The following is a 22,952-nucleotide window of genomic DNA, read 5'->3' as shown; positions in this document are numbered from 1 at the left end:
GGCGCGATCATCCCTCCGGATCGAAGGCGACCGCAACCCGCCAGCCGTTGCCGGATGCGCCCTCGACGGGGGCGCAGCGCACCACGCGGCCGTGGCGCTCCAGGCCCTCCAGGCGACCGTCCGGGCTCGGCACCGAGACCGTCATGCCCACACCGGCATCGGTCTCGCGCTGTGCCACGAAGGCGCAACCCATGGCGGAGAGGTCCTCCAGCTGCACACTGATGGACTCGCCACTGGAGCGCCAGGTGACACGCGCCGCCGTGCTGACCTGCATCCGCCGGTGATCGCGCCGATCCTCTTCCCCGATCATGCTCGCCTCCTGCCTGACATCGCGTCGCTTGCGCTAACCCGAGTGTGGCACAACTCCCGCACGTGCCCCACCTGCCACGTCGGGCGCTGCATCCGTATACTGCGCGTTTGCCCGGATCGAGCGCCGCCGGACCGATGAGCACCGCCGCCCATACTCCGATGAGATGCAGCATTAGCCGGGCAAATCGGCGGCAGACCGCACCACACAACGATGCCAGCCGCGCGAATGTCTACCCCGCTACTCGAGGGCGTTACGAGGGCGTTATAAGCAGGGGTGTGGAACGTTAGTTGGCCTGCTTGCGGTCCTGATGTGCGCCGGATAGCGTGACTGAAGAGCACCACCCCCCTGTGTGCTCGGCGCCCCGTGCCTTCTCCCCCTGAGAGGCCGGGGCGTTTTTCGTTGGGGTATGGAGCCCGCACGGGGGGCACGAGGGGTTGCCCACCGATACATCCGCGCGCGTGATACCGTGCGCGCCAAACCCCCGAGTATTAGACAAATGTCTAATTGCAAACCCCGATTTTTTGGACAGCCGCTCACAAGTGACTGACAATACAGACCTTTCCGCACACACCCCGATGATGCAGCAGTACCTCGGTATCAAGGCCGAGTACCCCGACACGCTGCTGCTCTACCGCATGGGCGATTTCTACGAGCTGTTCCATGACGACGCCGAGCGCGCCGCGGGGCTGCTCGACATCACCCTGACCCGGCGCGGCGAATCGGCCGGACAACCCATCCCCATGGCCGGCATCCCGGTGCACACCCTGGAGAGCTATCTCGCGCGCCTGCTGAAGCTGGGCGAGAGCGTCGCCATCTGCGAGCAGACCAGCGCGGTGGGTGCACAGAAGGGCCCGGTCAAGCGCGAGGTTGTGCGCATCGTCACCCCCGGCACGGTCACCGAGGAGGCCCTGCTGGATGCCCGCAGCATCAACCGGATGGTCGCCGTCTGCCCGGCCGGCTCGGCCGCCATCAAGGGCCGCAAGGAGGGCTTCGGGATCGCCAGCCTGGAGTTCGCCAGCGGCCAGTTCCGCCTGCTGGAGGTGCGCGACGCGACCGAGCTGGCCGCCGAGCTGGCGCGGCTGGATCCAGTGGAATGCCTGATCCCGGATCAGGCCGCACCCATCCCCGGGATCGAGGGCTTCGCCCCGCAACACCACGCCGACTGGCACTTCGACGGCGTCTCCGCCCGCCGGGTCCTGACCACCCACTTCGGTACCCGCGATCTCTCCGGCTTCGGCTGCGAGGGCCTGGATCTCGGGGTCGCCGCGGCCGGGGCCCTGCTTGCCTACGTGCAGAACCGCCATCGGGGCGACCTTGCGCACATCACCGGCCTGGCGCACGAGCTGCGTAGCCAGATGCTGGTGCTGGACCCGGCCACCCGCCGTAACCTGGAACTGACCCGCACCCTCGGCGGCGAACGCCACGGATCGCTGCTGGCCCTGCTGGACACCACGCGCTCGGCGATGGGCTCGCGCCGACTGCTGCAGTGGCTGCATCAGCCGCTGCGCGAGCGCGCAATCATCCGCGAGCGCCAGACCGCGATCACCGGACTCCTGGAGTCGGGGGCAACCGCACCCTTGCGCGAGTCCCTCGCCGGCAGCGCGGATGTCGAACGCATCCTCTCGCGCATCGTGCTCGGCAGCGCCCGGCCACGCGACCTGACCGCCCTGCTCGCGAGCCTCGAACGCCTGCCGCCCCTGCACCAGGCCCTGACCCCGCTGGCAGAGACCGGCGGGTCCTTGCAGGCCCTGCACGAGTCCCTGGCCCCGGAGAACGATCTGAGCGCGACCCTGGCCGCCGCGCTGGTCGAGGAACCGCCGTTGCGCGTCACCGACGGCGGCATGATCCGCGCCGGCTTCGATGCCGAGCTGGATCGGCTGCGCACACTGGAGAACGATGCCGACTCGTTCCTGCGCGAGATCGAGGCGCGCGAGCGCGAGGCCACCGGCATCCCCACGCTCAAGGTCGCCTACAACCGCGTGCACGGCTACTACATCGAGGTCTCGCGCACGCGCTCGGCCGAGCTGCCCGGGCGCTTCATGCGCCGCCAGACCCTGAAGAACGCGGAACGCTACACCACCGAGGAACTCAAGCGCTTCGAGGACGAGATCCTCTCCGCCCGCGAGCAGGCCATGGCCCGCGAACGCGCGCTGTTCGACGGCCTCATCACCGAGCTCCAGGATCGCGCCCCGCGCCTGCGCGCCATCGCGGACGCACTGGCCGAGCTGGATGCCCTGGCCTGCCTGACCGAACGCGCGCAGCGCCTGGACTGGCGCTGCCCGGAACTGGTCGACGCACCCGGCATCCGTATCGAACAGGGCCGCCACCCGGTCGTGGAAGCCGGCCTGGATACCCCGTTCGTCGCCAACGACACCGAGCTGGATCCGGAGGAGCGCCGGCTGCTGGTGATCACCGGCCCGAACATGGGCGGCAAGTCCACATACATGCGTCAGACCGCACTGATCGTGCTGCTGGCCTGCATGGGCAGCTTCGTCCCGGCGACGCGCGCGCAGATCGGCCCGGTGGACCGCATCTTCACCCGCATCGGGGCCTCCGACGACCTGACCTCCGGGCGCTCCACCTTCATGGTGGAGATGACCGAGGCCGCCAACATCCTGCACAACGCGGGCCCCGAGAGCCTGGTGCTGATGGACGAGATCGGCCGCGGCACCAGCACCTTCGACGGCCTCGCCCTGGCCCTGGCCTGCGCCGAACGCCTGGCACGCCACAATCGGGCCCTGACCCTGTTCGCCACCCATTACTTCGAGCTGACGGCGCTGGCCGAGCGCGAGCCCGCGGTCGCCAACGTGCACACGGATGCCATGGAGCACGAACACAGCATCGTGTTCCTGCACCAGGTCCGCGAGGGCCCGGCCAACCAGAGTTACGGCCTGCAGGTAGCGCAACTGGCCGGGGTACCGGCCGATGTCCTGAAGCTCGCACGCCAGCACCTGCGCGAGCTGGAGGACCGCGCCGCCGAGAGCGACTCACCGCAACTGGGGCTGTTCACGCCCAAACCCGCCCCAGCAGACGTGGCCGCACCCGAGCCCGAATCGTACGAACCGGAGGCACGCGCCCTGAAGGCCCTGTTCGACACCCTGGACCCGGACGACATGTCCCCGCGCGAGGCCCTGGAGGCCCTCTACCGCATGAAGGACGCCTTGCGCGAAAACCACCCTCCCGGAGAAGCGCCGTAACATGCTGACGCACGGAGCGAATCGCATCACACCGCGGGCCACCGGGGGGAGCGGTGCGTTTCGCTGCGGTAGGCGCGCCGCCACAATGACGCCGGCGCGATCCGGGATTCACGACTCCCGCGGTGGTGGCGTTACAATGCTGCAATATCTTGTCGGCAGGGCCAGGGACACGCACCGCCGCGACCATGACCGGGCATCAAAAGTCTCGGTCAACAGACTGAATTTAAAGGGAGAAAAGCATGACTTTCATCGTTCTCGATAACTGCATCAAGTGCAAGTACACCGATTGCGTCGAGGTCTGCCCGGTCGACTGCTTCCATGAAGGACCGAACTTCCTGGCCATCGACCCCGACGAATGCATCGACTGCACTCTGTGCGAGCCGGAATGTCCGGCCGAGGCCATCGTGCCGGAAGATGACGTCCCCGAAGACCAACTCCAGTTCATCGAGCTGAACGCCGAACTCGCCCGCACCTGGCCGGTGATCACCGCGCGCAAGGACCCGCCAGAGGACGCCGAGGAATGGGATGGCGTCGAGAACAAATTGCAGTACCTGGAGCGCTGACCCCGGTCGAACCGGTACCCGTCAGCCGTCAGCCCCGGGCGATGCACCGCCTGGGGAACGATCCCTTTGCCTGCCCCTGGCCCCGCACGAGGCCCATCCGCCCCGCTACCGCACCCTTCCCCAGGAAGTGCTCGACACGCGGCCACCTCCGCGGACGGCACTCCTGCACGTGTCTGGTGATCGACCCGATACAAAAGGCGGGACGGCGATGCGGGGCTCGGAAGCGCCGCCTCAGGCGGCAGGGCGATCGGGGAACAAATGGCGTGGAATCCACCACAGGTACAGGGCCATGCCGATCAGCTCGACCAGGGACTGGAACACCACCACGACCACGGCGAGTTCCAGCCCCTGCGGCAGGGCGAGCGCGATGGGCAGGACCACGAAGGAGTTGCGCGACCCGAGGCTGAAGGCGAGCACCCGCCCTTCGGTCACCGGCAGGCCGAACATCCCGGCCAGCGCACGCGCCAGCAGGGCCGCGACCACCAGGAAGCCGGCGAAGATTAGCAACAGCGGCAACAGCACACCGGCACCGTCCAGTACCGTGTTGACCTGGGAGGCCGCGATGATGAACACCACCACGGCCAGCAAAGGGACCGGCAGCCAGGCCAGGCCCGAGATCAGGTGTCCGCGGCCGGGGTCGTCGCCAGCCCAGCGTTCGGTCAAGTACGCCAGGATCAGCGGGACCAGGATCAGGCCGGCAAAGGCCTTCAGCACGTCCTCGCCGGCCAGCGCCAGGGTGAATTCGCCGCCGAAGAACAGCCACAGATAAAGCGGCAGCAGCGCCAGCTGCATGAGCAGCGAGATCGGGGAGAAGGCGATGGCCCGGCGGGTATCGCCGCCGCCGAGATGGGTAAAGGTGATGAACCAGTCGGTGCATGGCACCAGCAGCACCAGGGCAATACCCAGCAGGATCGCCGGATCGCCCGGCGCCACCTGGAGGATCGCCCAGACCAGCGGCGGGATCACCACGAAGTTGCCCATCACCGCGGCCACCAGAAAACGCGGTTCGCGGAACGCCTCGCCCAGATGGATCAGCGGCGTCTGCGTGAACGTGGCGTACAGCAGCAGCCCCAGCACCGGCCAGAGCACGACATCCAGCCACTGGCTGGCCTCCGGTGCATTCAGGCCGAGGAAGAGCCCCAGGCCGATCATCACCAGGTAGATCAGTACCTGATACTGCTCCAGCCGTTCACGCATCCGCGAACGCGGCTCGGGCACGGCACAAGGCGCTTACCAGAGCCAGGTTTCGGGCTGCTCGATGGCGCGGTTGTCGTTGTTGGCCAGCAGGCCCTTGATGCAGCGCACCAGCAGCCAGATCACCAGGGCCAGGAAGATCACGAACCCGATGCCAATGGGCGTCGTGATAGCCCCGATCACGCCGAACAACAGCCCGATCCAGAACGTGCGGATCTGATAGGTGAAGTGGGAGACGCTGACGTGATCGGCCTCGCCGCGCTTGATGTAGGCGAGGATCAAACCGGCGATGGCGGTCAGTACGGTCAGAAAGCTGACCAGATAGAGCACGTACACCACGGTGACCATGGTGCTTTCCTTGCGCGGGCCGAGCGTGGGCTCGCTCACGTCGCTGCGCACAACTTCCGGTTTCGGATCTTCGGACACTTCGCACCTCCTGTGGAGTGAATCAGGGCACCAACTTATCAGACTCGCCCGATGCCTATCCGGGCCCGCCCAGCACGATCAGCAGGATACCGGCGAGGGCGAAGAAGAACCCGGCCAGTTGCACCCGTGACATGCGCTCGGCCTGGAACAATCGCGCCATCAGCGCCGTCGGCGCCGGGGACAGCGCCCCGGCCACCGCGATGATCGACAACAGGCCCATGCGCACCGCGACCACGAAGGCCACGGTGGCCGCCGCCTGTAACAGACCGGCCAGCGACAGCAACACCAGGGTCGAGCGGCTCATCCCCAACTGCGGACGGCGGATCAGCATCACCACCAGAAGGGCCAAGGCACCCACTGCCGAGGTCGCGACCACCGGCCACAGCGGCGAGCCGGCCTCGGCCTCGTTCAGGAACACGAATATCAGGCCGAAGCAGGCCCCCGCGATTGCCGCGTCGAGCAGACCGCGAACCGGATGCTCCCCCCGGGCCAGCGCCATCAGGCCACGGACCGGTTTATCCAGGTTGCGCGGACTCGCCTTGCGCGCACCGCCAGAGATCATCCCGATCGCGATCACGATCGCGGCGATCCCGAGCAACGCCAGCAGCCCCGGCTGTTCACCCAGCGCGAGTCCGACCAGCAACGGCACCAGCGCCGAGATCACCCCGGTCACCGCGGCGACCAGCCCCATCGAACCCTGGGCCAGGCCGTGGTAGTACGCCAGCAGGCCCAGCGCCAGAGCAAGCCCCGCGGCCCCGCCCCACATCAGGGCCTGCGCCCCGGGTAGCCCCGCCAGCGGAAGGGCGATCACCAACAGGGCCGCGGTCGCGAGGATCTGGGAATAGCAGGCCACCACCAGCGCCGGGATGCGCCGCGAGGCCAGCCCGCCGAAGAAATCGCCGGCGCCAAACCCCAGGGCCGTCAGCAGGCCCAGAAAGAAGGCCATCTCAGACCCTGCCGCGGTTCGAACCCATCATGCGCGGGTTTACTCGTGCGCGTCGTCGAGCATGTCCTTCAGGGCCTCTTCGCTACCAGCATGGCCGACCCCGGTCACGACACCCTCGGCGTCCAGCAGGATCACGGTCACCTGCTCGCGCTGATGTGGCAGGAAGCCGGCATCGGCCTCGCTGGAGGTCACCACGATGGAGTAGTCACGCGCCTGCATCCGCGGCAGCACCACGTTCTGCATCGGCTGCGCCGGCATCTCGTGGATGTCGGCGATATAGACGATGCCCAGCGCGTCGCGCTGCTCGGCGCTCATCTCGCCCAGTACCTCATTGGCGATATTGGCCGGCGCCGCCTCCACGGTCTTCAGGATCACGCGGGCATTGCCCGGCAGCTCCACCGCATCGCCGTGCTGGTCGTTCAGGGTGCGCTCGGGGAAGGGTTTGCCTTCGGCGAACTCGGGTTCCGGGCCACCTCCGGACATGCAACCGGCAACAAGCCCGGCCGCGGCCAGAAGGACGGCCGGAAGAAAGAATCGGGCAATACGGGACATGGCAGTTCTCCTGGGAGATCGAAACATGGGATGGCGCGCGCAGCACGGGCGCGCGACAGCGCCGCCGATGGTAACGCATCGAGTGCGTCAGTAGACTGCACCTTCTTTAACGGCCGACGCCTGCATGCTGTATTCGCTGATCAAACTGCTGCGCCCGCACCAGTACATCAAGAACGGGTTCGTATTCCTCGGCGTAGTGTTCGCGCACGAGTGGGGCGAGCCCGGCACGGTGCTGGCGGCCGGCCTCACCTTCCTCGCCTTCTGCGCGATTGCCAGCGCGGTGTACGTGCTGAACGACATCGTCGACGTCGAGGCCGACCGCCACCATCCGACCAAGCGCGACCGCCCCATCGCCAGCGGCGCCATCGGCATACCCACCGCCTGGGCGATCTTCGCAACGGCGGCGGTCATCGCGCTGGTCCTCGGGGCGCTGGTGAGCGCCTGGGTCATCACGCTGATCCTGACCTACCTGGTGCTGAACGTGGCCTACTCCTGGTCGCTCAAGCACGTCGTGATCCTCGACGTATTCAGCATCGCCGCCGGCTTCATGCTGCGCATCCTCGCCGGCACCCTGGGCCTGGGCATCGAACCCTCGCAGTGGCTGCTGCTGTGTGGCCTGATGCTGACGCTGTTTCTCGGCTTCGCCAAGCGCCGTGCGGAACTGGCCGACATCACCATCGAACGCCGCGGCAACGCCGAAAGACCACGCCGCGTACTCGACGACTACAGCGTCAGTCTGCTGGACCAGTTCATCTCCATCAGCGCCGCCTGCACCGTACTCGCCTATGGCCTGTACACCGTCAGCGCCGAGACCATCGCGCTGCATGGCACCGACGGGCTGATCTACACCCTGCCGTTCGTGATCTACGGCATCTTCCGCTACCTGTTCCTGCTGCACGCCCGCGGCGGCGGCAACGACACCTCGCGCGACCTGGTCACCGACCCCCACCTGCTGGCCACCGTCGCGGTATGGCTGGGGGTCACCATCGCCGTGCTCGCATGAGCGCGGTACGGCTCTCCGGCTGGCGCCTGCGCGCCGTGATGTTCTCGGTCATCGTGGCCGTCGCACTGTATCTCGGGGTCGCCCTGTGGGCCGGGGCGGACGAGGTCTGGCGCGCCCTCAAGCTTGTGGGCATCGGCGGCCTGCTGCTGGCCCTGGCGCTTTCGCTGGTCAACTACAGTCTGCGCTTTGCCCGCTGGCAGCTGTACCTGCGCACCCTGGGGCATGCCGTCCCGGCCGCCGCCAGCCTGCACATCTACGTCGCCGGCTTTGCCCTGACTACCACTCCCGGCAAGGCCGGCGAGGCCCTGCGCGGCGTGCTGCTGAAGCGCCGCCATGTGCCCTACCCCGACAGCTTCGCGGCATTCGTCTCCGAGCGCCTGTCCGACCTGATCGCCGTGGTGCTGCTGTCCATGCTCGGCCTGACCCTGGTGGCCCAGGGCACCTGGCTGATCCTGATCGGCGCCGCCTGCATCCTGGCCGCGCTGGTGGTGCTCGCCTGGCGCCGGCCGCTGGCCTGGCTGCAAGTCCTGAGCGACCGTCCGGGGCAGCGCCTGTGGCGCACCCTGCACCACCTGGTCACCGTCCTGCTGCAGGCGCGGCGCTGCCACCGGCCCGCCCTGCTGGCCGGGACCACCGTGCTCAGCGTAATCGCCTGGAGTGCGGAGGCCCTGGCCTTCTGGTGGATCCTGAATGCCATGGGCTTCGAAGTCGGCTTCGCCTTTGCCGCCTTCGTCTTCGCCCTGGCCATGCTGGCTGGCGCGCTGAGCTTCCTGCCGGGCGGGCTCGGCGGCACCGAGGCCGTGATGGTCGCCCTGCTGCTATGGGCCGACATACCGCCGGCCGACGCGGTCGCGGCGACCATGCTGATCCGCTTCACCACGCTGTGGTTCGCGGTCATCCTCGGCCTGATCGCACTGGGCACCAACCCCGAGGCCCGCGGCCACGAACTCGCGGACCAGCACCATGCATAGGCTTCTCGCTCTCACCCCGTCACGGCGAAGCCCTGCAGGCGTCCAGCCCCCTGGCCGATGGGGTGCAACCAATGCCCCAATCGCCCGGAGGGCCGGGCTCCTACAGGTTCGAAGCCAGAGAGCCGCAGGGGCCGCAACGTTCTCCTGGTGCCATCCCGGCATCATCATGCGCAACCGGCAATCCACACCCCGGTCATTGCGAGGCCCCGCAGGGGCCGCGGCAATCTCCAAAAGCTGTTCCAGGCGTGGGGGGCATGAGGCGGCGATGACTCGCTGCGCTCGCCCTTCGGGCCGGCCTGCGGCCGTTCAACGCGCTCCGCGCTTTTGTGCCACGGCCCCTGCGGGGCCTCACAATGACGGGGGCATTGGGCGCATGGAGGCCAGGGCATGACCGCCAGCTGGAACCGCATCCCGCGGGTAGAACATGCCGCCGAGGTCACCCTGGATCGCCGCGGGCGGGCCCTGCCCGATGTGCCGCGACCGCTGCTCGCCCACGGCCTGGGGCGCAGCTACGGAGACGTCTGCCTGAACCCGGAGGCATCCCTGCTGCACACCCCGGGGCTGGATCGCTTCGTGGCCTTCGACGCCGCCACCGGAGAGCTCACGGCCGAGGCCGGCCTGTCGCTGGACGCGCTGCTGCACTTTGCCGTGCCACGCGGCTGGTTCCCGCCGGTGGTACCCGGCACGCGTTTTGTCACCCTGGGCGGGGCGGTCGCCAACGACGTGCACGGCAAGAACCACCATCAGGCCGGCAGCTTCGGCGACCACGTGCGCGCCCTGACCCTGCGCCGCTCCGATGGCCAAGTGCTGGAGATCACCCCCGAGACCACCCCCGACTGGTTCGCCGCGACCGTCGGCGGCCTGGGGCTGACAGGGCTGATCGAAACCGTGACTCTGCAACTGGCGCCGATACGCAGCGCCTGGATGCGCGCCTGGTCGCAGCGCTTCGACTCGCTGGACGCGTTCTGGGAGCTGAACGCCCAGTCCGAGCGCGAGTGGCCCTACACCGTGGCCTGGATCGACTGCCTGAACCCGGGAGCGAACGGCCGGGTCGGGCGTGGCATCTACGGCGGCGCGCGCCATGCCACCACCGCCCCGCGCAAGGACGCCTGGCACGAACGCCGCCGCAGCATCCCGCTGGACCCGCCGGTCTCGCTGGTCAACCGCCTGACCCTGCGCGCGTTCAACCACGTCTATTACCGCCAGCCGGTACACGCGACCCCGCGCGCGGTCCATCACCTGCCCTGGTTGTTCCCGCTGGATGCGATCCGCCACTGGAACCGGATCTACGGCCACAACGGTTTCTATCAGTACCAGTGCGTGCTGCCGCCGACGGATGCGAAGGACGGCGTACAGGCCCTGCTGGATGCGATCGCCGCCAGCGGCCAGGGCTCGTTTCTCGCCGTACTCAAGACCTTCGGGGCCCGCCCCGCCCCGGGCATGCTGTCCTTCCCGCGTCCCGGCGCCACGCTCGCGCTGGACTTCCCGGAAAAGGGCCGCGACACCGAACGCCTGTTCGCGCGCCTGGACGCGATCGTGCAGGAGGCCGGCGGTGCCCTGTACCCTGCGAAGGACGCACGCATGCCGGCCGACGTCTTCCGTCAGGGGTTCCCCCGCTGGGAGGCCTTCGCCGAGTATGTGGACCCCGAATTTTCCTCCGGCTTCTGGCGCAGGGTGACTGCATGAACCCCATGAAAAACGTTGTCCTCTTTGGTGCCACCTCGGCCATCGCGGCCGCCGTGGCACGCGATCTTGTCGACACCGGCGCGCGGCTGTTCTGCGTGGCCCGCGACGGCGAGGCCCTGGAGGCCCTGCTGGCCGACCTGCGGGTGCGCGCCGACGACCCCGACGGCGCCCGCATCCTCGGCGCAACCGCGGATCTCGCGGACATCGACGGCCACGCGGCGATCTGGCAACAGGCGCAGGAGGCCCTGGGCGAGGTGGACAGCGCGCTGCTCGCCTGGGGCACCCTGCCCGACCAGGCCGCCTGCAACGCCTCGGTGGACGAAACCCTGGAGGCGATCCACGTGAACGGCACCAGCGCCATCGCCCTGCTCGCCCGCATCGCGCCGGACTTCGAGGCCCGCGGGGGTGGCGTGATCGCCGCCATCGGCTCAGTCGCCGGTGATCGCGGGCGCCAGAGCAACTATGTCTACGGCACCGCCAAGGGCATGCTCGCCACCTACCTGCAGGGCCTGCGCAACCGCCTGTTCTTCAGCGGCGTCGACGTGGTCACGCTCAAGCCCGGCTTCGTGCGCACCCCGATGACCGAGGGCTTCAACCGGGCCGGCGCCCTGTGGGCCGAACCCGAAACGGTCGCCCGCGGCATCGTCCGGGCCATGCGCCGCGGGCGTGACGTGGCCTACCTGCCGGCCAAGTGGTGGGTGATCATGACCATCATCCGCCTGATCCCCGAGTACCTGTTCAAACGCCTCAAACTGTAGCCATGCATCCGGATGACACGCGGCGCATCGTGCTGTTTGATTTCGACGGCACACTGACCCGACGCGACAGCCTGTTCCCCTTCCTGCGTCATACGCTGGGGACGCCGGAGTTCCTGCGCCGCCTGCCCAGCTGCCTCCCGGCCCTGACCGGCCTGGCGCTGAAACGGCTGTCCAACCAGGACGCGAAAGAGGCCGTGCTCACCCGCATGCTGGGCGGCGAGACCCTGGCTCATTTGCAGGCCAAGGGGCGCGAGTTCGCCGACCGTCGTCTGGATCGTCTTGTGCGGCCGGCAGGCATGCGCGCACTACAGGCCCATCAGGCCGCGGGCCATGACTGCGTGCTGGTCTCCGCCTCCCTGGATGTCTGGCTGCAGCCCTGGGCCGAGCGCCATGGCATCAAGGGCGTAGTCAGCTCGCGCCTGGCAGTGGATGACGCCGGTCGCGTCACCGGGCGCCTGGATGGCACCAACTGCCGGGGCGCCGCCAAGCCGGCTGCGATCGCCGCCTGGCTGGCCACGCTGGACCCCGAGACCCCCGTGGATCTGGTCGCGGCCTACGGCGACAGCGCCGCCGACCAGCCGATGCTGGATCTTGCGCGTAGCGGCTATCGGCTGCGCCGGGGCCGCTTCCACCGGGTTCACGGACCTGCCGGGGAGGGCATTCCCGAGTGAACCACGAGCGGCCTTCCTGGCCCTGGCTCGCCCGTCATTACGGCGCGATCGTGCTGGCCGTATTGCTGGTAAAGGTGCTAATGGCCTGGTCGCTGCCGATCACCGGCGACGAGGCCTATTTCCTGATCTGGGGCCGCAACCCGGATCTCGGCTACTACGACCACCCGCCGATGATCGGCTGGTGGCTGAGCGCGGTCCTGGCGCTGTCGGACCACCCACTGGCCATCCGCGCACTGGGGATCTTCGTCTCCATGGCCCCGGCGCTGGCGATCTTTGCCTGGTGGCGGCATACCGATCCGGTGCGGGCGCGCCTGGTCTCGCTGCTGGCGCTGTTCATGCCGCTGTTCTTCATCGCGGTGATCACCGCGACGGACACCCCGCTGATCCTGTTCGTCCTGCTGGCGACGGGGCTGGCCTGGTACGCCCTGCGCACCGGACGCGCACTCTTCTTCCTTCTTGCGGGGCTGGCCCTGGGCCTCGCGTTCCTGTCGAAATACTTCGCGGTGCTGCTGGGGATCGCACTGGGGCTGCACATCCTGCTGTTCGCGCGGCACCACTGGCGCGGGCTCCTGCTGATCATCCTCGGCGTGCTGCCGGCGGTGGCCCTCAACCTGTACTGGAACTGGGGCAACTGCTGGTACAACGTGATGTTCAACATCGTGAACCGGCACGGCGACGGCGGTTTCGACCCCGGCAACGGACTCACCTACGCGGTCCTGCTGGTCTATCTGTTCACGCCCTGGCTGCTGTGGTTCTACGCCCGCCAATGGCGGGCGCTCGGCGCCGGTATCCGCGAACATCGTCTGGGCGTGTTCCTCTCCGCCGGGCTGATCCCGCTGGCCCTGTTCGCGCTGCTCGCCCCGTTCAAGGGCATCGGCCTCCACTGGCTGGCCGCCTTCGCCCCATTCCTGTTGCTGCCGGCGCTGTTCCTGACGGTGCGCGCCCTCAACATCAGCGCCTGGATGTCGGGCGGGCTTGCCGCGCTGCACGCCGCCATCCTGCTGACCATCGCGCTGATGCCGGTGGAATGGCTCAAGGATCAGAACCGCTACGCCGACGCGGTGTTCTACCTCGCACCGGAGTCGGTGGCCGAGGTCGTTGCCGGATACGACACCGACTGGCAGGTGTTCACCCGCAGCTACTCGCGCTCGGCAGTGCTCGCCTACTACGCCGGGCGCGAAGTCGGCGTGTTCGGCCCCGGCTCCCACTACGGGCGCCAGGACGACCTGCTCACCGACTTCCGCGCGCTGGACGGGGCCAACCTGCTGTACGTGCCCACCCGCGGCGAACTGGACCCGGCGCACGTGGAGCCCTTCTTCGACCAGGTCCGCGTGCGTGAGGTCACCATCCGCGGCGTCGAGTGGACCCTCGCCGAGGGCCACGGCTTCGACTACACCGCCTACCACCAGCAGGTCCTGGAGCCGGTGCTCGCACGCTACTACGACTTCCCGGACTGGCTGCCTGAGGGCCGCTGCGACTTCGTCGAACGCTACACCCCCTGACCGACGGACGGGAGGGAAGCGCGCCTACTGCATCCCCGAAACCGAAGCCGGTTCGAGGCACCGCCTTGCCTGGCGCGCTAGAGTAGGGGCGTCATTTCAATACCGGAGACACCTCGACTCATGCATACGGCCATCCAGTGTGTTCGCCGCGTCCGCCGCGGTCCCTCCATCGCCCTGCTTGCCCTGCTGCTCGCGGGCCTCGCCGCCCCGGCCACGGCCCAGCAGATGGAGCAGCCCGGCCAGCCGCAGCAGCCCATGCAGCAGCAGGAACCGGAGACCACGGTCTATCAGGACTGGGAGGTCGCCTGCATCGACACCCAGAACGGGGAGCGCTGCCAGATGCAGCAGACCCTGGAGATTCAGGACGAACAGGCTCAGGGGCTGTTCCTCCAGGCCACCGTCCGCCGCGAAGGTGACCAGCATGTGATCGAGGTGCTGGTTCCGCTGGGCGTGGATCTGCGTCCCGGTATCCGCATGCAGGTCGATGACGCGGGCGAGGAAATGGATGCCGGCTATGTCACCTGCGTACAGCAGGGCTGCGTCGCCGGGCGCGAATTGAGTGACGCTCAGATGAGTGCGCTCCGCGGCGGGCAAGCCCTGACCGTGGCCTTCCGCGCCCTGCACCAGGAGCAACCGTTCGTCTTTGACGTGTCCTTGATGGGGTTCACCGACGCCAGCAACGAGCTGAGATAAGAGCGGCTGGATCGCCTCGACACCTCCGACAGCCAGCGATTCGATGGCACCCCCGTCTCGCTCTTCGCAACCGAGGCCCGGCTTCCCCGGCCGCGCGCGGTCGCGTGGCAGGCGGGCGATCGGGACTGCGGCCGCGGCCGCGCTGCTGTGGTGGGTGCTCGCGGGCCACCAGGCCCTGCTCGAGCCGCTGGCCGTGCTGGCGATCGTCCTGGCCGGCAGCGCCAGCCTGCTGCTACCGACCGGTCGGCCGCTCCCGTTACGCCTGCGCGCCCTGCCCGGCCTGCTGATCTTTTTTCTGCGCAACTCGTTCCTGGGCGGCCTGGATGTTGCGCGCCGCGCCCTGGATCCGCGCCTGCCGATCCGCCCGGCCTTCGTAACCTACCGAACCGAGCTTTCCCATGGTCCGCCACTAACCCTGTTCATGGCGGTCGTGAGTCTGCTGCCCGGCACGCTCAGCATACGGCTGGAGGGCCGGCTGCTGACTCTGCATGTGCTGGATCGTGAGGCCGACACCCGGGCGGCGCTGATCGCCCTGGAACAGCGCATCCGGGCCGCCTTCCACGACCCGCGCGAGCATCGCAACAAGCGCAGCGGTGAGGCCCCATGAGCGTCTTCTACCTGGCCGCAGCGCTATTCCTGCTGGGCACCATCCTGCTGGGTCTCATTCGCGTGCTGCGCGGGCCGGGTTCCGGGGACCGCATGCTGGCCGCGCAGCTGTTCGGCACCACCGGGGTGACGATCCTGCTATTGCTGTCGATGACCCTGGAGGAATCCGCCCTGATCGACGTAGCCCTGGTCTTCGCGCTGCTGGCGGTGGTCGCCGCCGTCGCCTTTGTCCGCCAGCATGGCCTGCCGGAACCCCCGGATACCCCGACCCACCGGCGAAACCCGGAGTCCACGGAATCAAGGGAATCGAACGATGATCGCTAACACACTGACCATCATCCTGATCCTCGTCGGGCTCGTCTTCTTTGCAGCCGGCACCGCCGGGCTGCTGCGCTTCCCTGACGTCTATTCACGCCTGCATGCGTTGACCAAGGCCGACAACGTCGGCCTTGGACTGGTGGTGCTCGGGCTGATGTTCCAGGCCAGCGGGCCGGCGGACATCCTCAAGCTGCTGCTGATCTGGGTGCTGGTCCTGGCCGCAGGGACTACCGCCGCGCACATGGTCGCGCAACGGACCTGGACCCACGGGGAGTTCGAGTCGGACCGATGAACGGGCTGCTGGTCCTCTTCGACCTGGTCCTGCTGGCCGGCATTGTCGGGGTTGCCTGGCGCTGCCTCGCCAGTACCGACCTGTTTCGGGCCGTGGTGCTATTCATCACCTTTGGCTTACTGCTGGCGCTGGCCTGGGTGCGGCTGGAGGCCCCGGACATCGCGCTGGCCGAGGCGGCGATCGGCGCGGGCATTACCGGCGCCCTGCTGCTGGTCACGCTGGAACGCCTGCGCAGCATCATGGCGGAGCGCCACACTGGCCGCCCGCATACCCCCCCGCCCGATCCCACCGGGCCGCATGCCCTGCTGCGCGCCCTGCACGACCCGCCGCCCGAACGCCGGACCTTCCTGCCCGCTTTGACCTTTGCCCTGGTGGTCGGCGGCCTGCTGGTCACCGCGCTGTGGCACCAGCCGCAGTCCACCGGGCTGGAGCCGGTAGTGGACGCGCACATGGATGTCTCCGGTGTCGACCATCCGATCACGGCGGTGCTGCTGAACTTCCGCGCCTACGACACCTTCCTCGAGCTGGCGATCGTGCTGATCGCGCTGCTGGGCGCGTGGTCGCTGGGGCGGCATGACCTGATCCCGGCGCGTCCGGCCCCGGGCCCAATCCTGCCCGGCACCCTGCGCCTGCTGGTCCCGGTGGCGATCGTCACCGGGGTGTACGTGTTGTGGGCCGGGAGCCACGCCCCCGGCGGCGCCTTTCAGGCCGGGGCCATCCTCGGCGCGGCCGGCATCCTGCTGGTACTGGCGCGGCCCCGCCAGCTGCCGATGGCGCCAGGCGCGCCGCTGCGCCTGGGCCTGACCGGCGGGGTTGCACTGTTCCTGCTGGTGGGGCTGTACGGCCTCGTGGCCGGGCACGGCTTTCTCGGCTACGCCGAGGCCTGGGCCTACCCGCTGATCATCCTGATCGAGGTCGCGGCTACGCTATCCATCGCGCTGGCCCTGGTGGCCCTGTTCGTGGCCGGACGGCCGACCGGGGACGACGCATGAACGGCCTGGCCGAAACGCTGGCTCACACGCTGGCACCGGGCCTGCTGTATCCCACCGCTGGCGCCATCCTGTTTGCCCTGGGGCTGTACGGCCTGATCCGCCGGCACCATCTGGTCCTGCGTATCCTGGCCCTGAACATCATGGGCTCGGGCGTGTTCATGGTGCTGCTGGGCGTGGCCGCCCGCGGCGAGGGACCGCCGGACCCGGTTGCGCAGGCCCTGACCCTGACCGGCATTGTGGTTGCGGTCAGCGCCACCGCCTTCGCCCTCGCCCTGGTGGTACACCTGACCCGACTGACCGGCCACGCGGTCATGCTCCCCGGCCCACCGGACGACGACGTCCCGGTGGAAGACATCTCGCGCGAGACGCATCACGCCGACGGTAGCCCCGCCGATCCGTCCTCCGGCGAGGATCGACCCTCGTGATCCCGGCCGATGCCGAGCTGCTCCCGGGGGCGATCGCCGGGCTAGTCGCGCTGTCACTGGCGGTGGCGATACTGGCAACGGCCTGGCCGCGCCAGGCCCATCGCATCGGCCTGCTGGGGGCGCTCGCGGTCACGGCCTGGGTGCTGGGCCTGAGCGCGCTGTTCCTGAACGCAGGGCCGGATCCGGAGGCCGCCGCCACGCGGGTGGCGCTGGGTGGCTGGGAGGCCCCGCTGGGCCTGATGCTGCATCTGGACGGGTTGTCCATGACCCTGCTGGTGCTGACGGCCGTCGTGGGGCTCGCGACCAGCCTCTACAGCCTGGGCTATGTGCATGATCGCATCGAGCGGCGCCAATTCTGGCCGTTGTGGCTCTGGCTGTGGGCCGGCCTGAACATGCTGTTTCTCTCCGGCGATGCCTTCAACCTGTACATCACGCTGGAGGTGGTCTCACTGTCGGCGGTGGCGCTGGTCGCCTTCACCGGAACGGCCGCCGCGGTCTCCGGCGCGGTGCGCTATCTGCTGGTCAACATCCTCGGCTCGCTGAGCTTCCTGATGGGGGTGGTGCTGCTGTTCGGGGAGCACGGGGTCCTCGACCTGGTCCTGCTGGAGGCGCGCACCGAGGCGGGCCCGACCGAGCGCATGGCCGCCGTGCTGATGACCGCCGGGCTGATGCTCAAGGCTGCGCTGTTCCCGCTGCATGTCTGGCTGGCGCCGGCCCACGGTTCGGCCCCGGCGCCGGTCAGCGCGGTGCTCTCCGGGCTGGTGGTCACCGGGTCGTTCTACCTGATCCTGCGTCTGTGGATGGGCGTGTTCGCCCCGCTGGCCACCCCGGCCTTCGGCATCCTCGTCGGGATGCTGGGCGTGGCGGCGCTGGTCTGGGGCTCGCTGCAGGCCCTGCGCGCCGGCCGCCTCAAATCGATCGTGGCCTATTCCACCGTGGCCCAGTTCGGTTATCTGCTGGTGGCCTTCCCGCTGATGCTGGTAGATCCGGGTGCCTGGCGGGTGGTGGTGTTCTTCGCGGTCGTCCACGCGCTGGCCAAGGCCTCGGTCTTCCTGGCGGCCGGCACGCTGCAGCACGCCGCCGGGCATGATCGGCTGGCCGATCTCGGCGATGTACTGCGGGCGCGGCCGCGCACGGTCTTCGCCCTGGGGCTGGCCGGCGTCAGCCTGATGGGGCTGCCGTTCACTGGCGGCTTCATCGCCAAGTACCTGCTGCTGGAGGCCGGTCTGGGAACCGTACTGGCCGGCAGCGTGATCGGCGTGCTGTGGGTGCTGGCGATCGCCGGCGGCGGCCTGCTGGCGGCGGCCTACATATTGCGGATGGTGGCCCCGACCTTTCACCGCGGACGCGAAGATGCCGGCGAGACGGTCTCGCCGTGGATGGACTGGGTTCCCCTGGGCCTGGCCACGATCGCGGCGCTGGCCGGGCTGGCCGGCACGCTGACCCTGAACACGCTCGCACTGACGCCGGGGGCCCCCTGATGGACGGCGGCTGGCTGCTGCTCGCGATCCTGTTCAGCTCCCTCGGGCCGGGTATCGCAATCTTTTTCCTGCCCGAGCATCGCCAGGGCCTGCGCACCGCGCTCAACCTGGGCGGTGCCGGCACCAAGCTGGCGCTGGTCGCGGTCCTGCTGGACGGGGTGCTACGCGGCGACGAGTACTATTTCAGCCTCCCGCTGATGCCGGGTATCGATCTGGTCCTGGCCGCGGACTCGTTGTCACTGCTGTTCGCCAGCCTGTCGGCGGTGCTGTGGTTCGTCACCACGATCTACGCGATCGGGTATCTGGAAGGATCGCCCCGGCGCAGTCGCTTCTTCGGGTTCTTCTCGCTGTGCGTCAGCGCCACGGTAGGCATCGCCCTGTCGGGCAATCTGGTCACCTTCCTGATCTTTTACGAGATTCTGACGCTTGCGACCTGGCCGTTGGTGGTCCACCGCGGCACCCCGGCTGCGCTGCGCGCCGGCCGGCTCTATCTCGCCTACACCCTGACCAGCGGGCTGGTGCTGTTCACGGCCATCGTCTGGCTCACGCTCCTGGCGGGTGCCGAGGGCTTCACCCCGGGCGGGTACCTGGACGGCCTCGCAGATACACACGCCACCACCCTCCAGATCCTTTTCGTGCTGCTGATGATCGGCTTCGGGGTGAAGGCCGCGTTGGTGCCGCTGCACTCCTGGCTACCCATCGCGATGGTCGCGCCGGCGCCGGTCAGCGCGTTGCTGCACGCGGTGGCCGTGGTCAAGGCCGGGGCCTTCGGCATCATCCGCGTGGTCAATGACGTGTATGGGACCGAGCTGGCGATCGAACTGGGTCTGACCGCCGGGCTGCTGGTGGTGGCGGCGATCACCATTGTCTACGCCTCCATCCAGGCCCTGCGCACAGACGACCTGAAACAGCGCCTGGCCTTCTCCACCATCAGCCAGGTCTCCTACATCATCCTGGGCGTGGCCCTCGCCGGGCCGCTGGGGATCATCGGCGGGCTGGTGCACCTGGTTCATCAAGGCATCACCAAGATCACCCTGTTCTTCTGTGCGGGCAACTTCGCCGAGACCCTCGGCATCCACCGCATCAGCGAGCTCGACGGGGTCGGCCGGCGCATGCCGCTGACCATGCTCGCCTTCACCCTGGGGGCGCTGGGCATGATCGGCCTGCCGCCGCTGGCAGGATTCGTGACCAAGTGGCACCTGGGGCTGGGGGCGCTGGAGGCCGGCATGCCCTGGGTGCTCGGCGTGCTGATCCTCAGCAGCCTGCTGAACGCGGCCTATTTCCTGCCGCCGGTGATCCGCGGATGGCTCGGCGAGCGCCGCGAGCCGTGGCATGAACCGTTGCAGGCGCAGGCCGGGCCGACCCGCTTCGAGACCCACTGGATGCTGCTGTTTCCGGTGGTCTTCACCGCCGCGCTGGGTCTGCTGGTCGGGCTGTTCGCCGGGCTGGAGCTGAGCCCGCTGGGCTGGGTCAGCCTAATCGTACGGCGCGACTATTCCCTGCCGGAGTTCGGGCTGTGAGCGGCGCCCTCCTGCTCGCGGTCCCGCTGCTGCCGCTGCTGCTGGCCGTGTTCATCGGCCTGCGCCCGGGGCAGGTGCGGCTGAACCGCCTCGTGCCCTGGGCCGCACTCCCCGGGCTGCTGCTCGCCGCGCTGGCCCCGACCGGGCTGGAGGCAACCTTCGATAGCCTGCTGATGGGGACTCATCTGGCCGTCGACCCGACCGGGCGGGCGTTTCTGGCCCTGACCGCGGGCCTGTGGCTGGCGGCCGGGCTGTTCGCCCTCGGCGAGCGGCATGACGACGCCCGACGCGAGCGCTTTTACGTGTTCTGGCTGCTGGCACTCGCCGGCAACCTGGGCCTGATTCTCGCGCAGGACGCGGCTTCGTTTTATCTGTTCTTTTCCCTGATGAGCCTCTCCGCCTATGGGCTGGTGGTCCACTCCGGGAAGCCAGAGGCGTGGCGCGCCGGGCGGGTGTACCTGATCCTTGCGGTGCTGGGCGAGGTGTTGCTGCTCGCGGGCCTGCTCCTGGCCGTCCACGCCGCGGGGCAATCCAGCCTCGCGGCCATGGCGACGGCCCGCCCCGAGGGCTGGGCCCTCGTACTGCTGGTCCTGGGCCTGGGGATCAAGGCCGGCATCCTGCCGCTGCACTTCTGGCTCCCCCTGGCCCACCCGGCGGCCCCGGTGCCGGCCAGCGCCGTGCTCTCCGGGGCCATGATCAAGGCCGGGCTGCTGGGCTGGATGCGGTTGTTGCCGATTGACGCCATCGGCCATGCGGTGCTGGGCGAGACCCTGGTCCTGCTGGGCCTGGCGGCGGCCTTCCTCGGGGTCCTGGTCGGCGTGCTGCAGGTGCGGCCGAAGACCATCCTCGCCTACTCCAGCATCTCGCAGATGGGGCTGATGACGGTTGGCATCGGGCTGGCCCTGTTGCTGCCGGAGGCACGCGGCTGGCTGCTGGCCGCCGTGACGCTGTACGCCGTTCATCACGGGCTGGCGAAGGGGGCCCTGTTCCTGACGGCGGGCATGCAGCACCAGTGGCCGGCCACGCCACTGGCCCGCGCCGCCTTTGTCCTGTTCGCCCTGTTACCGGCCCTGGCCCTGGCCGGGCTGCCTTTCACCAGCGGCGCGCTGGCCAAGAACACGCTAAAGGGCCCACTGGCACCCGACGCGCTGCCCGGCTGGCTGGCACATACGGAGTTGCTGCTGACCCTCGCCGCGGCGGGCACCACCGTGCTGCTGCTGCGTTTCCTTTGGCGCTGGCAGGCCGGACTGCAAACACCCGCCGATGGGCTCGACCGGCACCGATGGTGGGCCTGGGGCAGTCTTGCACCGATGGCGTTGCTGCTCCCGCTCGGGGTCCTGGTCGGAGGGCCCGACGGCCTGCCCGTCGAGCCACGGGACCTGTATGGCCTGACCCTGTTGTGGCCGGTCGTTCTCGGACTCGTCCTCGCCGGTATCGCCTATCGCCTGATCCGCGACCGCGAGACCCCGCGCGTGCCGGAGGGCGATCTGGCCGTCCTGGCCGAGGCCGCCTGGAGTGCCGCCCACCGTACCCACCGAAACCTGGCCCTGCCACCACCCCGGCCGCGCCGGATGCCGGCACGCCTGCGGGTGCTGCGCCTGAAACTGCGCCAGCGCCTGGAAGACGCCGAACGCGTCCTGACCCGATGGGAGACCATCGGGCTGCTGTTCTCCGCCGCGATGCTCGGGCTCTACCTGACGCTGCTGGTCGGATAGCCCCCTACCACGGGCACGAAAAAGGCCGGCCCGGGGAAATCCCGGGCCGGCCTTGCACTAGCGCCGACTTTTTCTTGAGGGCTTACCGATCAGTTCTGATCGATAAAGTCCGTGGTGAAATCGGCCACGTCATCGGCGAAGAAGTCGCGGAAGAAGTGGCCCGCACCGTCCACGGTCATCAGGGTGATGTCGCCGCTGCCCTTCACCGCCTCGATCTTCTGCGACAGGTCCGGCACCACGTCGTCCTCGGAACCCACGATCACCAGCGTCGGGATCTGCATCCCGCGGATCACCGAGGGCGTGTCGTTCTGGCTGGTCGGCTCGTAGTACCCAAGGAAGGCGCGCGGGGTGACATCCAGTTCCTCGCAGTAGAGGAAGCGCACATCCTCCATCAGGGTCTCTTCCTGGTTCATGCGCTGCAGCTCGCGGGCGCGGTCCAGCATCACCTGTAGCGGCAGGCCGCTTTGGTCCTCGAAGTCGGCCGCTGCCTCATCCTCGTCAAAGGTGGAGGCCGCCACCAGCACCAGAGCACGGATTCCGTCCGGATCGCGCTCGGTCAGGTAGCGAGCGATCTGATTACCGCCACGGGAGTGGCCGAACAGGGTCACCGGGCCGTAGCCCTCGTCCTGCAACCACTCGTGCCACAGACTGATCTCCTGCAGGTGGTCATCCACCCCGTGCCGCACCGGGGCGTCGCATTCGAACATCCCTTCACGTGCATCGATGCCGTAGCTCAGGTTGATCGACAGGGAGTTCAGGCCATGGTCGGCCAGCAGGTCCTGCACCCCCGCCATCACCTCCATGCGCCCATGCGCCAGGGTGCCGTGCAGCATCAGGACCACGCCGTCGGAGGGACTCGCACCCATGCCTTCCTTCATGTGCCCGACCAGGGTCAAATCATCGTGTGCCAGCGTGACCTTCTCCGCGGCCATGGCCGGGATGGCGAACAGTCCGGCAACCGTGAGGGCGGTCGTTGCGATCCAGCGAGACATGGGGAACCTCCTTGGTGGTTATCGTGGAAGAATAGACTCATCAACGGTGGGAAAATTCCGCCCGGACGCACGGCCAATGGCCTGACAGCGCGGCTTGCCCGGAGCATGATAGAAAAATCCGGGCGGGCCCTGCCGCCAT

The 22,952-nt window shown here is 68.7% G+C and carries 23 protein-coding genes; 17 read left to right on the top strand and 6 right to left on the bottom strand.

The window, feature by feature from the left end:
- Positions 1-7: 7 nt before the first annotated feature.
- Entirely contained in the window at positions 8-310 is a 303-nt protein-coding gene (locus D578_RS0111100; protein WP_018950014.1) for a PilZ domain-containing protein, read from the bottom strand.
- Between the two features lie 578 nt (positions 311-888).
- On the opposite strand from D578_RS0111100, the gene mutS reads away from it, so the two are divergent.
- Both mutS and fdxA read left to right on the top strand, forming a co-directional pair.
- Positions 889-3,507, top strand: a complete 2,619-nt coding sequence (mutS, locus tag D578_RS0111095; RefSeq protein WP_018950013.1) for a DNA mismatch repair protein MutS — start codon at positions 889-891, stop codon at positions 3,505-3,507.
- 239 nt (positions 3,508-3,746) lie between these two features.
- Positions 3,747-4,070, top strand: a complete 324-nt coding sequence (gene fdxA / locus D578_RS0111090; RefSeq protein WP_018950012.1) for a ferredoxin FdxA — start codon at positions 3,747-3,749, stop codon at positions 4,068-4,070.
- 231 nt (positions 4,071-4,301) lie between these two features.
- Here the strand turns inward: fdxA and D578_RS0111085 are convergent, their stop codons facing one another.
- From D578_RS0111085 to D578_RS0111070, 4 genes are read right to left on the bottom strand one after another with little or no spacing between them, the layout of a single operon-like run.
- The gene (locus D578_RS0111085; RefSeq protein WP_018950011.1) at positions 4,302-5,267 is read right to left on the bottom strand and encodes an arsenic resistance protein; all 966 of its coding nucleotides are present in this window, start codon (positions 5,265-5,267) and stop codon (positions 4,302-4,304) included.
- A 33-nt stretch (positions 5,268-5,300) separates the two neighbouring features.
- Positions 5,301-5,690, bottom strand: coding sequence for a hypothetical protein (locus tag D578_RS0111080; RefSeq protein WP_018950010.1), 390 nt, complete (start codon positions 5,688-5,690; stop codon positions 5,301-5,303).
- A gap of 55 nt (positions 5,691-5,745) precedes the next feature.
- Positions 5,746-6,636, bottom strand: coding sequence for an EamA family transporter (locus tag D578_RS0111075; RefSeq protein ID WP_018950009.1), 891 nt, complete (start codon positions 6,634-6,636; stop codon positions 5,746-5,748).
- 39 nt (positions 6,637-6,675) lie between these two features.
- Entirely contained in the window at positions 6,676-7,188 is a 513-nt protein-coding gene (locus tag D578_RS0111070) for a hypothetical protein (protein WP_018950008.1), read from the bottom strand.
- A gap of 124 nt (positions 7,189-7,312) precedes the next feature.
- Between D578_RS0111070 and D578_RS0111065 the strand changes: the two genes are divergently transcribed.
- From D578_RS0111065 to D578_RS0110995, 15 genes are all read left to right on the top strand, one after another.
- A complete protein-coding gene (locus tag D578_RS0111065; protein WP_018950007.1) occupies positions 7,313-8,191 on the top strand; it encodes a decaprenyl-phosphate phosphoribosyltransferase in 879 nt (292 codons plus the stop codon).
- The gene (locus D578_RS0111060; RefSeq protein ID WP_018950006.1) at positions 8,188-9,162 is read left to right on the top strand and encodes a lysylphosphatidylglycerol synthase transmembrane domain-containing protein; all 975 of its coding nucleotides are present in this window, start codon (positions 8,188-8,190) and stop codon (positions 9,160-9,162) included. Before D578_RS0111065 ends, D578_RS0111060 begins: the two co-directional genes overlap by 4 nt.
- Positions 9,163-9,549: 387 nt before the next feature.
- Positions 9,550-10,848 carry an FAD-binding oxidoreductase gene (locus tag D578_RS0111055; RefSeq protein WP_018950005.1) on the top strand — a complete coding sequence of 433 codons (1,299 nt, stop codon included), beginning with the start codon at positions 9,550-9,552 and terminating at the stop codon, positions 10,846-10,848.
- Positions 10,849-10,853: 5 nt separating this feature from the next.
- On the top strand, positions 10,854-11,606 hold the full coding sequence (locus D578_RS0111050) for an SDR family oxidoreductase (RefSeq protein ID WP_369772758.1): 753 nt from the start codon (positions 10,854-10,856) through the stop codon (positions 11,604-11,606).
- Between the two features lie 2 nt (positions 11,607-11,608).
- Entirely contained in the window at positions 11,609-12,277 is a 669-nt protein-coding gene (locus D578_RS0111045) for an HAD-IB family hydrolase (RefSeq protein ID WP_018950003.1), read from the top strand.
- Positions 12,274-13,779, top strand: a complete 1,506-nt coding sequence (locus tag D578_RS0111040) for a glycosyltransferase family 39 protein (RefSeq protein WP_018950002.1) — start codon at positions 12,274-12,276, stop codon at positions 13,777-13,779. Before D578_RS0111045 ends, D578_RS0111040 begins: the two co-directional genes overlap by 4 nt.
- A gap of 120 nt (positions 13,780-13,899) precedes the next feature.
- The gene (locus D578_RS0111035) at positions 13,900-14,472 is read left to right on the top strand and encodes an invasion associated locus B family protein (RefSeq protein WP_018950001.1); all 573 of its coding nucleotides are present in this window, start codon (positions 13,900-13,902) and stop codon (positions 14,470-14,472) included.
- A 43-nt stretch (positions 14,473-14,515) separates the two neighbouring features.
- Positions 14,516-15,079: a Na+/H+ antiporter subunit E gene (locus D578_RS0111030; protein WP_026289307.1), complete on the top strand. Its 564-nt coding sequence runs from the start codon at positions 14,516-14,518 to the stop codon at positions 15,077-15,079.
- Positions 15,076-15,402: a monovalent cation/H+ antiporter complex subunit F gene (locus tag D578_RS0111025; RefSeq protein ID WP_018949999.1), complete on the top strand. Its 327-nt coding sequence runs from the start codon at positions 15,076-15,078 to the stop codon at positions 15,400-15,402. Before D578_RS0111030 ends, D578_RS0111025 begins: the two co-directional genes overlap by 4 nt.
- Entirely contained in the window at positions 15,392-15,688 is a 297-nt protein-coding gene (locus D578_RS0111020; RefSeq protein ID WP_018949998.1) for a monovalent cation/H(+) antiporter subunit G, read from the top strand. Before D578_RS0111025 ends, D578_RS0111020 begins: the two co-directional genes overlap by 11 nt.
- Positions 15,685-16,680 carry a hydrogenase subunit MbhD domain-containing protein gene (locus D578_RS0111015; RefSeq protein WP_018949997.1) on the top strand — a complete coding sequence of 332 codons (996 nt, stop codon included), beginning with the start codon at positions 15,685-15,687 and terminating at the stop codon, positions 16,678-16,680. Before D578_RS0111020 ends, D578_RS0111015 begins: the two co-directional genes overlap by 4 nt.
- On the top strand, positions 16,677-17,105 hold the full coding sequence (locus tag D578_RS0111010; RefSeq protein ID WP_018949996.1) for an NADH-quinone oxidoreductase subunit K: 429 nt from the start codon (positions 16,677-16,679) through the stop codon (positions 17,103-17,105). Before D578_RS0111015 ends, D578_RS0111010 begins: the two co-directional genes overlap by 4 nt.
- On the top strand, positions 17,102-18,586 hold the full coding sequence (locus D578_RS0111005; protein WP_018949995.1) for a complex I subunit 5 family protein: 1,485 nt from the start codon (positions 17,102-17,104) through the stop codon (positions 18,584-18,586). Before D578_RS0111010 ends, D578_RS0111005 begins: the two co-directional genes overlap by 4 nt.
- Positions 18,586-20,106, top strand: coding sequence for a complex I subunit 5 family protein (locus D578_RS0111000; protein WP_018949994.1), 1,521 nt, complete (start codon positions 18,586-18,588; stop codon positions 20,104-20,106). The genes D578_RS0111005 and D578_RS0111000 overlap by 1 nt, the downstream gene beginning before the upstream one ends.
- Positions 20,103-21,821, top strand: coding sequence for a complex I subunit 5 family protein (locus tag D578_RS0110995; RefSeq protein WP_018949993.1), 1,719 nt, complete (start codon positions 20,103-20,105; stop codon positions 21,819-21,821). The genes D578_RS0111000 and D578_RS0110995 overlap by 4 nt, the downstream gene beginning before the upstream one ends.
- Before the next feature lie 89 nt (positions 21,822-21,910).
- On the opposite strand, the gene D578_RS0110990 is transcribed toward D578_RS0110995, so the two are convergent.
- Complete coding sequence (locus tag D578_RS0110990) at positions 21,911-22,813, bottom strand: alpha/beta hydrolase (RefSeq protein ID WP_018949992.1); 903 nt, start codon at positions 22,811-22,813, stop codon at positions 21,911-21,913.
- Positions 22,814-22,952: the final 139 nt, after the last annotated feature.

It is taken from the genome of Thioalkalivibrio sp. ALMg11, from assembly GCF_000377905.1.
Taxonomy (GTDB): domain Bacteria; phylum Pseudomonadota; class Gammaproteobacteria; order Ectothiorhodospirales; family Ectothiorhodospiraceae; genus Thioalkalivibrio.
Note: the sequence above shows the minus strand (reverse complement) of the source record. Positions and strands in the feature narration are given on the sequence as shown.